Source organism: Amycolatopsis sp. NPDC047767, from assembly GCF_040704195.1.
Classification (GTDB): Bacteria; Actinomycetota; Actinomycetes; order Mycobacteriales; family Pseudonocardiaceae; genus Amycolatopsis.
In genome coordinates this window covers 1-14394 of the sequence record NZ_JBEYSJ010000033.1, presented here as the reverse complement: position 1 = coordinate 14394, position 14394 = coordinate 1, and the positions used below count along the sequence as shown (strand labels likewise).

Here is a 14394-nt window from a genome sequence, read left to right as displayed (position 1 = left end):
CCGATTTTCGAGTGTCACTACGGTCTGGACCGGTTGTCAAGGCGGGAAAGCGTACCTTGACAACCGGTCCAGACCGTGTGGGGCAAAAGAATCGGGGGCCGGCCGGGGGAAGGGTGCGGGGAGGGGTTGGGGGAGTTTCACCCGCGTTGCCGGGTGGTGGTTGGTGAGGGGCAAGAGAACACCGGGGGGGGGGTTGTGCGGGCGGCCGGCGGTGTGGGTGCGCTGTGCGGGGTTACAGGCGCCAGGGGGTCGGGGCCGTCGGGTGGTAGGAGCAGCTCGAGCCGGTGGTGATCGTGGCGTGGAGGTGGTCGGCGAGGGTGGGGTGGAGGTCGGCCAGTTTGCGGATGGCGTCGCGGATGCGGGCGGTGACGGCTTTGCGCGCGCGTTCGGATTCGTCGCCCAGGCGGCGGGTGCGGCCGGCGAGGCCGGAGGAGGTGCGGAGTTCCGTGAGGAGGGCGGCGCGTTCGGTGTCGAGGGTGGCGGCGCGGGTGTCGTCGCCGAGGGTGGTGGCGTGGTCGATGGCGGCGTCGAGTTCGGTGAGGCGGTGGCGGTAGGCGGCTTTGGCGGTGTCGTCGAGGAGGGGGTCGCCGGTGTAGGAGGGAACGACCGGAGCCTCGGGGGAGAGGAGGCGGACGGCGGGGACGTCGGTGCCGGGGCGGCCGAGGAGGAAGTGAAGGTCGCGCAGGCCTTTGGAATCGGGGACACGGGTTTCTTGGCCGGCGTAGCGGAGGCACCAGACGGAATCGGTGCGGCGGAACTCGTTGGGGGGTAACGGTTCCGTTCGCGCTGAGCGCACGCGGGCGGGGATGTGGTGCAGGCCGAGTGACGTCGCCTCGGCGGTGACGGTGTCGAAGAGTTCCGCCGCACGAGTCGGGTCGCCGAGGTTCTGGTAGGCGGTGGCGAGGTGGCTGCGGGCTTCGATCGACCACGGGCGGGCGCGAAGGCGGTCGGCGGAGCGGGCGGCGGCCGTGAACAGGTCGACGGCGAGGTCGTGGTCGCCCAGGGTGGCGGCGAGGAGGCCGGTCCAGAGGTCGACGGGACCGCTCAGATCGCAGCCGTACAAGGAAACCAGCCATTCGCCGGAGTACGGGGCGAGCTCGGCCAGCAGGCGTTCGGCGGCGGGGCGGTCGCCCAGGACGGCGGCGGCCTGGGCCTGGCAGCGCAGCCAGAGCGGGGTGAACTCGCGGGAGTACGGGGCTTCCGCGGTGGCCTCGGCGAGTAGCGCGCGCGTGGCGGCCTCGTCGCCGGCGTGGGCGGCGGCGAGGGCGCGCAGGAGGCCGGGGTGGGAGTGGCCGGCGTCGCTCATGCGGGCGGGCAGGTCGGCCAGCTCGGCGAAACGGCCTTGCAGCAGCAAGGTGCTCCAGCGCAGCTGGTCGCCCATGAAGCCGAACTCGCGTTCGCTCAGGCCGAGGTGGGCGTCGAGCGCTTGCTGCAGCGCGGCGTCCGACTCGGCGAAGCGGCCGTGCAGGGCGCAGATGATGCTGCGGTCGATTTTCGCGGCGAGTTCGGCGCCGCGCAGGCCGCTGTTTTCCGTCAGGGCCTGGAAGGAGCGGAACTGCTCCAGGTAACGCGGGTCGCCCTGTTCGAGCAGGGCGACTCATTTCAGCGACGACGCGAAGTATTCGTTTTCGCGGTCACCGGTGCGGCGGGCGACGGCCGCGAGCTCGTCGGTCAAGCGTTCGCGTTCGGCGCCGCTGCCGGGGCCCCAGATGGCGTCGTGGCGGGCCCACAGGGAGAACGCGAGTGCGTGGTCGTCTTCGTCGTCGCGGGCGAGCATGGCGGCGCGGGCCGTCAGCTCGAGTGTGACGCGGTCGAGGGACAGCTGTTCGGTCGGCGTTCCCGCACAGAGACGGCGGTGGGCTTCCAGCAGCAGACCCGACACGAGCTCGTGGCGGGCGCCGCCCGGGTCGACGCGGGCGAGGGTGAGGCCTGCGCGCGCGAGCAGCTCGGCGTCGTCGAGTTCGCGGACGGCCGCGACGGCGCCTTCGAAGTGCTCCCAAGCCTCGTCCTTGTCGTCGACGCGCCACAGCAGCGTGCCCAGTTCCAGCTCCACGACCGCGCGCGTCCGCACGGTCGGCGCGCGGTCCAGCGCGCGCCGCAGGTGACCGATCGACTCCTCGATGGCGAGGCGCGCGCTCGCGTCCCGGGCCGCCGCCAGCAGCAGCTCGACGGTGCGGGCCGGCTCGACGAGGGCGCCCGCCAGGTAGGCGTGCCGGGCGCGTTCGGCGGGGCCGACCAGGTCGGAGCCGGCGACGGCCGCGTGGCGGCGGGCCGCGCCCTCGGCACCGAGGCCGGCGTAGCGCGATTCGCGGACGAGGTCGTGGGCGAACGCGAAGCGGCCTTCGCCGAGCGCGACCACGAGCCGCGCCGCGACGGCCTGGCCGAGCAGGTGGTCGACCTGCGGCGCGGGCGCGCCGGCGACCGCGGCCAGCAAGTGCAGCGAGAACTCCCGGCCGAGCACGGCGACGTCGCTCAGCAAGTCCGCCACCTGGGCCGGCAGCAGCGACAGCCGCCGCTGCAACGCGTCGGCCACGCCCGGCGCGACGGCCGAGACCGGGCTGCCACTGCGCCAGAGCCGGGCGGTCTGCTCGACGAAAAACGGGTTGCCGCCGGTGCGGCGGTGCACGTCGGCGGCCAGCTCGGCGCCCGGGTCCGTGCCCGCGGTGCGGCCCATCAGCTCGGCGACCTGCGCGGGGTCGAGGCCGGTGAGCGTGACCGTGGTGGCCTTCGCGACGAGCGGCAGCACGAGCTGGTGCAACGGGTGGCCGGGCGCCTCGACCTCGACGTCCCGGTAAGTGCCGATCAGCAGCAGCCGCTCGAACCACGTGTGGCGCGCGGCGAAGTCGAGCAGGCGCAGCGAAGCGGGGTCGGCCCAGTGCAGGTCGTCGAGGACCACGACCACGGGCCGGTCGTGCGAGAGCGTGATGAGCGCGCTCGTGACGGCGTCGTGCAGCCGGAACGCGTCGCCGGGTTCGGGGGATTCGCCGAGCAGCGCCGAGAGCGTCGCGGAATCGGCGGCGGCCCACTCGTGCGGCTCCGCGGCCCGGCGCAGCGCGCGCACGACCTGCACCCACGGCCAGTAACCGGGCGCGCTGCCCGACTCCCAGCACGTGCCGGCGAGCACGAGCGCGCCGCGTTCGCGGGCCTCGTCGGCCAAGCCGGTGACGAGCGTGGTCTTGCCGATGCCGGCCTCGCCCGTGACCAGCACCAGGCCGCCGTGGCTCGCGGTCGCACGCGCCAGCTCCGCGCGCAACACCGAGGCGGGGTGCTCCCGTCCGATGAGCGCCGCAGTCATGTCCGTTTCCTCCGGGTTCTTGAGCCGAGCTTCTCACGGCCCGGCGTCGTTCGTCGCGCCCATTCTGGACGGCGGCACCGACAATCTCCGGGTGAACCGCAGGTGACAGCTGTCTCCGCCCGGATCACCCGAACGGCGGGTGGGGTAGTGTCGCCGCCATGGGGAGTCTCCGCTCGCGTGTCCTCGCCTGGGCCGGTCGCCGGTACATCGCCCGGCAGCAGAAAAAGGGTTTCGACCTCGAGAAGATGGCATTTCTGCCCGACTCTGCGCTGGAACCGCTGCGGCGCGTCGGGCTCGACCCCGTGCCGTCGCTGGGACAGCGCCGGGAAGAGGCGCCCATCAGCAAGCTCGACCTGCCGTTCGGCATGAACGCTTGGCTCGTGACCGGCTACGAGGAGTCGAAGGCCGTCCTCGGCAAGGTCTCGGAGTTCAGCAACGACTTCACGAACCTCGTCGGTAACGCGGGCGTGACCGAGGATCAGAACCCGGGCGGGCTGGGCTTCGCCGACCCGCCGGTGCACTCGCGGCTGCGCAAGCTGCTGACGCCGGAGTTCACCATGCGCCGGCTCAACCGCCTCACGCCGCGCATCGACGAGATCGTGAACGAACAGCTCGACGCGATGGCCGCCGCCGAGGGGCCCGTGGACCTGTGGGAGGCGTTCGCTCTCCCGATCCCTTCGCTCACGATCTGCGAGCTGCTCGGGGTGTCCTATGAGGACCGCGCTGACTTCCAGCGCCTGAGCACGGCGCGCTTCGACCTCTTCGGCGGCGCGGGCGCGTCGCTCGGCGCGATCTCGGAGTCGCTGACGTACCTGCTCGACATCGTCAAGAAGCAGCGCGAACAGCCGGGCGACGGCCTGCTCGGCATGCTCATCAAGGAACACGGCGACGAGATCGACGACCTCGAGCTCGCGGGCCTCGCCGACGGCGTGCTGACGGGCGGCCTCGAAACCACCGCCAGCATGCTCGCCCTCGGCGCCCTGGTGCTGCTGCGCGACCCCGCCGCGTTCGACGCCGTCCGCGGCGACGACGACTCCGTGCACCGGTTCGTGGAGGAGCTGCTGCGCTACCTCACCGTGGTGCAGATGGCCTTCCCGCGCTTCGCCAAGGCAGACATGGACGTCGCGGGCGTCCACATCGGCAAGGGCGACATCGTGCTCGTCTCCCTGTCCGTCGCCAACCGCGACGCCACCCTCGGCACCGACATGGAACGCTTCGACCCCAAACGCGACCCGTCCTCCCACCTGGCCTTCGGCTACGGCATCCACCGTTGCATCGGCGCGGAACTCGCCCGCATGGAACTGCGCACGGCCTACCCGGCCCTGGTGAAGCGATTCCCGGACCTGCGCCTCGCCGTCTCCCCGGACGAACTGGCCTTCCGCAAGGTCTCGATCGTCTACGGCCTCGACTCACTGCCGGTTCTGGTCCGCTGACGCCAGGCCGCGCCGAGGGGCGGTCCCTCGGTGTGCTTCGACGAAGAACGGCTTCAGGCGGCGCTTTCCGCCGCTTCGGCTGACCGGCGAACGGTTCACGCGCGCGGTTGTCGGACTACAGCAGCGCTACGGGGACACCTGCGAGAACTGATGTCTCCGGTGCTTCTCGCGGCCGGCTTCGCCGAGCCTATGGGGAGGTCGGGTGGCGCGGTCGTCCGTTCGCCGACGGCCGGTCTCGTAGGCGGACCGTTCACGTAGGGCAGGGGCGGTGCCGTCGGCCGACCGTTCGCGGCCGTCGCCCTCGCCGGGAACCCCGTGGCGCGCACGGGACTTCTCCCACCCGGCCGGCCAACCGACTAACGCACCCCCTTCGGCCTGAACTGGATGCTGATCCGCGGCCCCACGCCCTTGCCGGTCTTCGGGATCGCGTGTTCCCAGGTGCGCTGGCAGGAGCCGCCCATGACGATGAGGTCGCCGTGGCCCAGGGGGTAGCGGTGGGATTCGCCGCCGCCGCGGGGGCGGAGGGCCAGGTGGCGGGCGGTGCCCACCGACAGGATCGCGACCATGGTGTCTTCGGAGCTGCCGCGGCCGATGGTGTCGCCGTGCCAGGCGACGCTGTCGCGGCCGTCGCGGTAGTAGCACAGACCGGCGGTGCGGAAGGGTTCGCCGAGTTCGGCGGCGTAGTGCGCGGAGAGCGCGTCGCGCGCAGCGCTGAGCAGGGGGTGCGGCAGTGTTTCGCCTTCGCGGTAGAAGCAGAGCAGGCGCGGCACGGCGACGACGCGGTCGTACATCTGCCGCTGTTCCGCGTGCCACGGGACGTCCTCGGCCAGGTGCGTGAAAATCTCGTCGGACCCCGACAGCCAGCCCGGCAGCACGTCCACCCACGCGCCGCGGCCGAGGTCGGTGCGCCGGATTCCGGTGAGGGGGCCCAAAGCAGCGCCTTCGAAGCCGGACCCGAAGAGCGATCCCTGAAGTGCGTGACTCATGCCCCCACCGTACACGACGATCGAACACCTGTTCGGGTGTCTGAATTTGAGACCGGCGGCGCCGCGGACCCGTCGTAGCGTCGAAGGTCGGTCCCGACCCGGAGGTGGCGATGAAGGCACTGGTGTACCACGGACCCGGAAACAAGGCGTGGGAAGACGTTCCCGACGCGACGATCCAAGAGGTGACCGACGTAGTGGTGAAGGTGGACACCACCACGATCTGCGGCACCGACCTCCACATCCTCCACGGCGACGTCGCCGCGGTCACCGACGGCCGCATCCTCGGCCACGAAGCCGTCGGCACGGTCACGGCCGTCGGCGACGCGGTGGGCAGCTTCAAAGTCGGCGACCGGGTGCTCGTGCCGGCCGTCACGCGCTGCGGCCGCTGCGACTACTGCCAGCGGGGCATGCCCTCGCACTGCCGCACGGTCGGCGGCGTCGGCTGGATCTTCGGGCACCTCATCGACGGCACCCAGGCCGAGTACGTCCGCGTGCCCTTCGCGGACACCTCGCTCTACCACGTGCCCGCCGAGGTCACGGACGAGCAGGCCATCTTCCTCGCCGACTCCCTGCCCACCGGTTACGAGGTCGGCGTGCTCGCGGGCGAGGTGCGCCCGGGTGACACGGTGGCCGTCGTCGGTTCCGGCGCGGTCGGGCTCGCGGCGATCCTGACCACGGGCCTGTGGGGCGCGTCGAAGGTGATCGCCATCGACGCCAACAAGTTCCGTCTCGAGAAGGCCCTCGAGTTCGGCGCGACGGACACCGTCGCCGTCGGACCCGACACCGTCGCGGAGGTCCTCGCGCACACCGACGGGCTCGGAGTCGACGTCGCCATCGAAGCCGTCGGCTACCCCGAGACCCTGCAGACCGCGGCCGCGCTCGTGCGGCCCGGCGGGCACGTCGCGAACATCGGCGTGCACGGCGTGGGTGTCGAACTTCCCATGCAGGACCTGTGGATCCGCAACATCACGCTCACCATGGGGCTCGTCGACACCGTGTCCATCCCGACGCTGCTGAAGATGGTCGCGAGCGGCCGCATCCCCGCGGAGAAGATGGGCACGCACACGTTCACCTTCGACCAGCTCGACCAGGCCTACGACGTGTTCGGCAACGCCGCCGACCACCAGGCGCTGAAGGTGATCATCCAGCCGGCGTAGGCGGATCGGCCGGCTTCGGGTGCGCGGTGACCACCAGGCGGTGCGTCCGCGCACCCGGAGCCGATTCGTCGTGATAACGCGAGACGAGCCCCGCCACGAGCGTGGTCAGCTCGTCGGTGAACGCCGCCCGCTCGCGCGCCGAGCGGAACGCGATTTCCGTGTCCAGCGCCAAAGTCGGCAGCGGTTTGCCGGCGCGCGCGGCGCGGCGCACGAGCCCCGCGACCTCGCGCACGGTCCGGCCCGCGACGGCCAGCAGGTAGGCCGAGGAGAGCCGGTCGGGTTCCATCGCCGACGTGCCGGCGTCGCCGAGCGCGGCGGGGGAGACCTGGTACGACGCGGCCGTGGCGGCGAAGAGGCGTTCGGTCAGCCCGCCCCACTGCCGCTCGCCCGCGGGCTCGATGAGGCCGTGGGACTCCAGTGCGCGCAGGTGGTAGTTCACCTTCTGGCGTGTGAGCCCGACGCGCGTGGCGAGCGAGGCCGCCGACGCGGGTTCGGCCAGCGCCGCCAGCAGGCGTGCGCGGACCGGGTCCAGCGCGGCCGCCGCCGCGGCCGGGTCCTCGATCACCTCGACGTCCTGCATGCGCCGAGCCAAGCATTGACAAACAAAGCTGTCAAGAGTCGCGAATCCGGCTCTTGTCTGTTTTCGCCCGTGCTCGTACAGTGATCACCCAGGTTCGACGCAGTGGTCTGGACCTTTCCCACTACCGCCGCCCTGAGTTGTACGGAGGTTGGCAAGTGCGAGGAAGACTACGCCTCGGTGGGGTGCTCGCGGGGGTCGTGTGCGGGCTCGCGGTGGTGGCTCCGGTGGCCAGTGCGCAGGTCGGCACCGGTCCGTGGAACTCGTGGTCGCCCGGGTTCTCCGAGTAGGAGCGCGGGTGCGGGCAGATCAACGGGCTCACGTTCCAGCTCACCTGCTCCACGGGCAGCGGCGACCAGCGCGCCGAGCGCCGCTACGACACCTACACCGGCGGCACGCACCAGTTCGAGGGTTCCTTCAAGGTCACCAGCATGAGCGGCACGCGCATCAGCGTGAAGCAGACCTTCCGCGACGGGTCGAACGCCGGCCCGTACTTCCTGCTGGCGGTGGAAAAGGGCGGCCGGATATACGCGGTGGAGGGCGGTCAGACGCTCGCCGGCGGCGCCACCGTGGGCACGTCCGTGCGGGTCAACACCATCAACCAGGTGGGCAGCACGCACAAGGTGTACATCAACGGCTCGCTCAAGCAGACGATCGACAGCCCGAGTGGTAGTTATTACGACAAATTCGGTTCGTATCGCACCAGCAGCGGTGCGGGACCGATCACCGTGCAGTGGAGCGGTGTGAAGTTCTGGACGAAGTGAGTTCGGCGCGGCGTCCTCGGCCTCAGCGAGCCGGGGGCGCCGCCCACTCGTCCGGCGAGTCCCACGCCGTCAGCCGCAGGGAACTGGTGAACCGGCGGTGCTCGCCGGTCACGGGGTCGTCGAACTCGAGCACTTTGGCCAGCAGCTGCAACGGTTTCGTGAAGTCGTCGAGCGGCTTTTCCGTCAGCACGGGGTAGAAGTCGTCACCGAGGATCGGGATGCCGAGGCCCGCCAGGTGCACCCGCAGCTGGTGCGTGCGGCCGGTGGCGGGCAGCAGGCGGTAGCGGCCGAGCCCGTCGCGGTGTTCGAGAAGTTCCACGCGGGTTTCGGCGTTCACCGGCCCCTCGATCTCCTGCGCCGCAAGCACTCCGCGTTCCTTGACGATGTGGCTGCGGACCGTGCGCGGCAGCTCCAGCGTGGGATCGTACGGTGCGATCGCTTCGTATTCTTTCCGCACGCGTCGGTCGCGGAACATCGTTTGGTACTTTCCGCGCACTTCCGGTGTGATCACGAACATCACCAGCCCCGCGGTCACGCGGTCGAGCCGGTGCGCGGGCGACAACGCCGGCAGATCCAGGTCGCGCCGCAGCCGCACCAGCGCGGTTTCGAGGATGTGCTTGCCGCGGGGGATCGTGGCGAGGAAGTGGGGTTTGTCGACCACCAGCAGGTGTTCGTCGCGGTACACCACGGTGATGTCGAACGGCACCGGCACCTCGTCGGGCAGGTCGCGGTGGAACCAGATGAACGAGCCGGGCACGAACGCCGCGTCGACCCCGAGCGGCCCGTCGAGGCCGAAGATGCGTTCCTCGCGCAGCATCTGCTCGATCCGCACCGGGTCCAGCCGCGGCAGCCGCTCCACGAGGTGCTCCAGCAACGTGGCCCACGGGCCTTCGTCGGGCATCCTCAGCCGCGCCGGGTCGAGCCCGTGGCGCGGCGGCAGCGGGCCGCGAAGCTTGCGTCTCATCGGACGCCGACTCTAGTCGTGCTCCGGTCGTGGGCCCGCGGCACCGCTGCCGGGAGCGGTCACTCGCCCGTGTTCTGGCGGTAGATCGCGATGTAGCGCGCCTTCGCCTCGGCGTCGGCGGCTTCGGCGGCCTCGCGGCGGATGCGCTTGCCCGTGCCGGGAGGGAAGCCGTTGCGCGTGAGGCGGTGCTCGATGCTCTCCTCCATGTACACCGACGAGTAGAAGTACGCGACCAGCGCGGCCATGAGCACGATCGCGAGCCGCAGCGCCAGCGGGCCCGGCAGCAGCAGCCACACGAGGCACAGCGGGATGAGGCCCACGGAACTGCGCAGCACGTGCCGCGCCTTCCAGTGCTTCGACGTCGTGTCGTGCAGGATCCAGTCCCGGTAGCGTTCGGGCAGCCGCCCGCCCACTGCGTACCAGAACCAGCGGAAGACTCCTGGACGGTTCATCACGCCTCCTTGTCGGCTACCAGTAGAGTACACTAATCATTAGTGCGCTAATCGATGAGGTAGCCGAGGACACACCCGGAGCGGTTAGGGTGGCCCGGACCAGGAGGAGGACCCCGTGGCAGAGATCGACTTGGGCGACGACCCGCTGAAGCTCGACCGCCAGGTGTGCTTCGCGCTGTCGGTTGCCTCGCGCAGCGTCATCGCGGTCTACCGGCCCCTGCTGGAGCCGTACGGGCTGACACACCCGCAGTACCTCGTGATGCTCGCGCTGTGGGAGAAAGCCCCGAGGTCGGTGAAGGACCTCGGGGCCGCGCTGCGCCACGAACCCGCGACGCTGTCTCCGCTGCTGAAGCGCCTCGAAGCGATGGGTTACGTCACCCGTGGCCGCAAGGCCTCCGACGAGCGGCAGCTCACCGTCGAGCTCACGGAGAAGGGCCGCGCGCTGCGGGCCGAGGCCGAGAAGATCCCGTACCGCGTGGTCGAGACGCTCGGCATGGAGGTCTCCGAGCTGGAGGCCCTCCACGCCGCGTTGGGTCGCGTGATCGAAGCGACCGGCTGAGCGCTCAGTGCGGTGCCACGAGCACCGCGTCGATGCCGATTTCCAGGTAGCGCCCGACGATCGCGCGCGGCGCGCCCATGCCGAGCGGTGCCCGGTCGAGCGTCGCGCGGGCCTGGACGCGCACCGAGCCGCGGCCGGTGTCGGCGGGCGGTTCCACGGTGAGCGTGAGCGGGCACGTGGTGCCGCGCAGGCTCAGGAACCCTTGCGCCGTCCAGCCTTCCGGGCCGGTGCTGATGTCGCCGGACGCGAAGGTCATCGTCGGTTCCGCGGCGCAGTCGAGCCACTGGGCCTTCTGCAGGTCGCGGTCGCGGCGGCGGTTGCCCGTGTCGATCGCGGACAGGTCGAGCTCCGCGCGCAGGGCGGTCGGCGTGCCGGCGGTGTTCACGTGCACCGTCGCGGACCGCACGGGGATCGCGCCGTGCACGAGGTGGAAACCGAGCTTGCGCACGGTGAACGTGGCCGACGTCCGTCCGGTGTGGACGGTCCAGGTGCCGGGACGCAGACGGGTGGTGGTGGGGGTGCTCATCGGGTACCTCCGGTGGTGACGGATGCGGGCAGGGTGTGGTGGAAAACGCGGTGCAGGTCGATCCGCTCGGGACCGGTGAGCAGCGCCGGGTCCTCGCCCGGCAGCAGCTCGGTGTTCAGGACGGCTTTCTGGACGGCTTCGATCGCGGCGACGGATTCGGCGAACCCGAGCACGAGCCCCGCGCCGTCTTCGGCCCGCAGCACGAACACGGGGCCGATGCCCGGCACCTGCCGGGCGGCGGGCCAGATGCGCTCGCGGCCCGCGAAGTCCTCGGCGCGGACCTGCGCCTCGTCGCGCGGACCGGCGAACCGGCTGGCCTGGGCGTAGCGCGGCGAGCCGGGGGCGAACTCGGCGGAGACGACTTCGTAGACGTCGGTGTCGAGCCACGTGGTGCCGGGGCCGGTGTGCGCGGCGGCTTCGTTCGCCGACGCGGCGTCGGGCCAGAACGCGACGGCCGCGCCGAGTACGCCGGCGACCTGGCCGAGCACGCACCCGCCGAGGGGCGCCGGGCCGGGGTGCAGGTCCGCGGCGAGGGCCCGGCCCCAGTCGCCGCTCTCGTCGGCGGCGGCGCGCCGGAATTGGTGGACGGTGGCGTACATGCTGCTCCTTCGGCCTGGGATGGGAAGTTCGACGAGGTCCACCTTCGGCGGCGCGGGCGTTGCGGACATCAGTGCCAGTACGCAGACGGACCACTGAAACCGGGCGCATACTGGCCTGCGTGACAGGCTCCGTGCCGTTCGTCGGCCGGGCCGGGGTGCTCGCCGACCTGCGCGGCCGGTTCGCGGCCGGTGCGGCGGGCACGGGTGCCCTGGTGCTGCTCGGCGGGCCCGCCGGCATCGGCAAGACCACGCTCGCCGAGGCCGCCACCGAGGGCCTCGCCACCGTGTGGGGCCGCTGCGTGGACGATCCTGGGGCGCCACCGCTGTGGCCGTGGCGGCGCGTGCTCTCGGCCCTGCCCACGGCGGGCGCCGAGGTCGCCCGCGCCGTCGCCGACCTGGACGGACCCGCTGGTACGGACCTCGTCGCGGCGCGGTTCCGGCTCGTCGCCACGGCGGCCGACGCCCTCGTCGCCGCGGCCGAGCCCGGTGGTCTCGTGGTGGTGCTGGAGGACCTGCACTGGGCCGACGAGGCGTCGTTGCGGCTGCTGCGCCACCTCGCGGGGGAGCTGCGCCGCTCCCGGCTGGTCGTGCTCGCGACCTACCGCGACACCGGCCCCACGCTCGACGAGACGTTGCCCGAACTCCTCGGCGGCCCCGCCACGCACGCCGTGACGGTCGCGCCGCTGGCCGAGCCGGATGTGCGCAGGTACCTCACCGAGGTGGCCGGCGCGGCCGTCGGCGACGCCGAGGTGCGCGACGCGCTGCGCCGCTCCGGCGGCAATCCCCTGTACCTGCGCGCGGTCGCGCGGTCGGCCGGGTCCGGCGGCGGACGCGCCGAGCTGCGCCACCTCGTGCGGACGTCGGTGGCCGGGCTCGCGCCGGAGGTCCGGGAGCTGGTCGCGGTGGCGGCGGTGCTGGGGGAGGAGGTGGACTGCGGCGTGGTCGCCGACGTCGCGGGCCGGCCGGTCGCCGAGGTCGTGCCGCTGCTGGACGACGTCGTGCGCGCCGGGGTGCTCGTGCCCGTCGCGGCCGGGCGGCGCCGGTTCGCCCACGCCGTGGTGCGCGACGGCGTCTACGAGGACCTCGACCAGGGCGTTCGCGAGGCCCTGCACGCCCAGGCGGCGCGGGCGCTGACGCCGCGAGCCGAAGCCGATCCCGCCCACGCCGGGGTGGTCGCGGTGCACTGGCTGCGGTCGGCCGCCGACCCGGTGACTCTGGGCCGCGCCGCAGACTGGGCCGTGGTCGCCGCGCGCGAGGCGACGCGCGCGCTGGCTTTCGCCGAGGCGGCAAGGTTTCTGACCTTCGCCGTGGATGCGCGACGGCGAGCGGGCCGGACCGACGGGTTCGCCGAGCTGCTCGTCGACCTCGCCACTGCGGAGTATCGCTCGGGCCGCTTCGGCCCGGCCCTCGACCACGCGGAGCAGGCGGCCGAGCGCGCGGAAACTCCGGAGACGTTCGCCGCCGCGGCCCTCGTCGTGCGGGACCTCTCGGCGCCGGAACTGTTGCCGCGGCTGGGAAAACTCGCCGACACGGCCCTCGGCGCACAACTGCCCGACGCCCTTCGCGCCCGGCTGCTCGCGCAAGCCGCGTCGGTCGCCGCCGACGTCGGGCACACCGACGAGGCCCGCAGGCTGGCCGACGAAGCGCTCGCGCTCGCCGAACGCGGTACCGACGACGAGGCGCTGCTCGACGCCGTGCGCGCGCGGTTCAAGGTCCTCCCGATCGAGCTGCCGCTCGACGCCCGGCTGCGGCTCGGCTCCCTGGCCGTGCGCTTCGGGGACCGGCAGCCGCTTTCCGCGCTGTGGGGCCACAAGTGGCGCATCGACGCCGCGCTCGAGACCGGGGCGATGGCCGTCGTCGACCACGAGATCACGGCCGTTACGGCGCTCGCGGCGACGACCCGGCTGCCCTTGGTCCGCTGGCACGACCTGCGGCTGCGCACGTCGCTGCTCGCGTTCCGCGGCGCGTTCGCCGAGGCGCGTGAGCTGAACCGGCAGGCCAGGGAACTGGCCCAGGCCGAGCTGGCGGACGATCGCTCGGCGCTCGGCATGTCGTCCGCGTTCAGCCTGCAGCTCGCGCTCGTGACCGGTGACATCTCCGAGATCGACGAGCACTACGACGACGTGCTCGCCACCGTGCCGACCCTGCCCATCGCGGTGGTGTCGCGGCCGCTTGTGCACGTCGTCCTCGGCGAGCGCGAGGCGGCGCTCGCGGGGTACGAGGCCGTGCGCCACCTCGCGCGCCAGGACGGCTTCGACCTGCGGTCCAGCGGAGTGGGGCCCAACCTGGTGGTGCTGGTGGAGGCGTTCGGCGACGTCGAGACGGCTCGCTTCCTCGAGCCCGTGCTGCGGGCCGACGAGCACGTGCTCTCATCCGGCGCGGGCGTGTACTGCAGCGACTGCGGCACGAGCTGGGCGGCCCGTCTCGCCGTGGTGCTCGGCCGGCCCGAGGAAGCCGCGCGGCTGTTCGAGACCACGATCGCCGCGAACGTCCGGGTCGGCGCCCGCCCCTTCGTCGCGCAGAACCGCCTGCGGCTGGCCACGGTGCTCGCCACCCTCGGCGAGACCGGCAAGGCTCGCTCCCTGGCGCGCCAGGCCCTCGACGAAGCGCGCCGGCTCGTGATGCCGGGCCCGGTGGTCACGGCCCAGGCACTGCTGGCCCGGTTGAGCACGACCGGCCCGCTGACTCCGCGCGAACGCGAGATCGCCGGCCTCGTCGCCGACGGCCTGGCGAACCGCGCGATCGCCGAGCAGCTCGTGCTGTCGGAACGCACGGTGGAAAGCCACGTCCGCAGCATCCTGGCCAAACTCGCCCTGGCCAACCGCACCGAGATCGCCGCCTGGACCCACCGCGGCGGTGGATAACCAACCACCCCGCCACTTCGGCCGCCCTTGCCGGCTTACCCCTTACCGCCCAACCTTGCCCACTTATTCTTGCCCGCTCACTCCCTGCCCACCCACGACCAACTGCACATTCCCACCCAACCCCACCCTGCCGAGGCGACCCACCGCGAGATCGCGCCGGCTTCCGGATGGGGCGGTGCGATCGGCCCCCGGCCGATCCGACCGCCCCATCCGGAAGC

The 14394-nt window shown here is 72.2% G+C and carries 12 protein-coding genes and 1 pseudogene; 5 read left to right on the top strand and 8 right to left on the bottom strand.

What is annotated here, in order from left to right; genetic code table 11:
* Positions 1-232 precede the first annotated feature (232 nt).
* Together AB0878_RS39160 and AB0878_RS39155 are read right to left on the bottom strand one after the other, a co-directional pair.
* Positions 233-1381: a hypothetical protein gene (locus tag AB0878_RS39160; protein ID WP_366586144.1), complete on the bottom strand. Its 1149-nt coding sequence runs from the start codon at positions 1379-1381 to the stop codon at positions 233-235.
* Between the two features lie 216 nt (positions 1382-1597).
* On the bottom strand, positions 1598-3295 hold the full coding sequence (locus AB0878_RS39155; RefSeq protein ID WP_366586142.1) for an AAA family ATPase: 1698 nt from the start codon (positions 3293-3295) through the stop codon (positions 1598-1600).
* Positions 3296-3453: 158 nt separating this feature from the next.
* On the opposite strand from AB0878_RS39155, the gene AB0878_RS39150 reads away from it, so the two are divergent.
* Complete coding sequence (locus AB0878_RS39150) at positions 3454-4728, top strand: cytochrome P450 (RefSeq protein WP_366586140.1); 1275 nt, start codon at positions 3454-3456, stop codon at positions 4726-4728.
* Positions 4729-5084: 356 nt separating this feature from the next.
* On the opposite strand, the gene AB0878_RS39145 is transcribed toward AB0878_RS39150, so the two are convergent.
* The gene (locus AB0878_RS39145; RefSeq protein ID WP_366586138.1) at positions 5085-5714 is read right to left on the bottom strand and encodes an alpha-ketoglutarate-dependent dioxygenase AlkB; all 630 of its coding nucleotides are present in this window, start codon (positions 5712-5714) and stop codon (positions 5085-5087) included.
* 110 nt (positions 5715-5824) lie between these two features.
* Between AB0878_RS39145 and AB0878_RS39140 the strand changes: the two genes are divergently transcribed.
* Complete coding sequence (locus AB0878_RS39140) at positions 5825-6871, top strand: alcohol dehydrogenase catalytic domain-containing protein (RefSeq protein WP_366586136.1); 1047 nt, start codon at positions 5825-5827, stop codon at positions 6869-6871.
* On the opposite strand, the gene AB0878_RS39135 is transcribed toward AB0878_RS39140, so the two are convergent.
* A complete protein-coding gene (locus tag AB0878_RS39135) occupies positions 6855-7451 on the bottom strand; it encodes a winged helix-turn-helix domain-containing protein (protein ID WP_366586134.1) in 597 nt (198 codons plus the stop codon). The two genes, AB0878_RS39140 and AB0878_RS39135, sit on opposite strands and share 17 nt — an antisense overlap.
* 182 nt (positions 7452-7633) lie before the next feature.
* On the opposite strand from AB0878_RS39135, the pseudogene AB0878_RS39130 reads away from it, so the two are divergent.
* A pseudogene (locus AB0878_RS39130) lies at positions 7634-8212 on the top strand (hypothetical protein).
* 22 nt (positions 8213-8234) lie between these two features.
* Here the strand turns inward: AB0878_RS39130 and AB0878_RS39125 are convergent.
* Positions 8235-9176, bottom strand: a complete 942-nt coding sequence (locus tag AB0878_RS39125) for an RluA family pseudouridine synthase (protein WP_366586132.1) — start codon at positions 9174-9176, stop codon at positions 8235-8237.
* A gap of 59 nt (positions 9177-9235) precedes the next feature.
* Positions 9236-9628 carry a DUF5313 domain-containing protein gene (locus tag AB0878_RS39120; RefSeq protein WP_366586130.1) on the bottom strand — a complete coding sequence of 131 codons (393 nt, stop codon included), beginning with the start codon at positions 9626-9628 and terminating at the stop codon, positions 9236-9238.
* Between the two features lie 115 nt (positions 9629-9743).
* Between AB0878_RS39120 and AB0878_RS39115 the strand changes: the two genes are divergently transcribed.
* Positions 9744-10187 (top strand): MarR family transcriptional regulator, encoded by a 444-nt coding sequence (locus AB0878_RS39115; RefSeq protein ID WP_366586128.1) that lies wholly within the window; start codon positions 9744-9746, stop codon positions 10185-10187.
* A gap of 4 nt (positions 10188-10191) precedes the next feature.
* On the opposite strand, the gene AB0878_RS39110 is transcribed toward AB0878_RS39115, so the two are convergent.
* Both AB0878_RS39110 and AB0878_RS39105 read right to left on the bottom strand, forming a co-directional pair.
* Positions 10192-10713 carry a YceI family protein gene (locus tag AB0878_RS39110; RefSeq protein WP_366586126.1) on the bottom strand — a complete coding sequence of 174 codons (522 nt, stop codon included), beginning with the start codon at positions 10711-10713 and terminating at the stop codon, positions 10192-10194.
* Positions 10710-11312 carry a hypothetical protein gene (locus tag AB0878_RS39105; protein ID WP_366586124.1) on the bottom strand — a complete coding sequence of 201 codons (603 nt, stop codon included), beginning with the start codon at positions 11310-11312 and terminating at the stop codon, positions 10710-10712. The genes AB0878_RS39110 and AB0878_RS39105 overlap by 4 nt, the downstream gene beginning before the upstream one ends.
* A gap of 119 nt (positions 11313-11431) precedes the next feature.
* On the opposite strand from AB0878_RS39105, the gene AB0878_RS39100 reads away from it, so the two are divergent.
* The gene (locus tag AB0878_RS39100; RefSeq protein WP_366586122.1) at positions 11432-14176 is read left to right on the top strand and encodes an AAA family ATPase; all 2745 of its coding nucleotides are present in this window, start codon (positions 11432-11434) and stop codon (positions 14174-14176) included.
* Positions 14177-14394 lie beyond the last annotated feature (218 nt).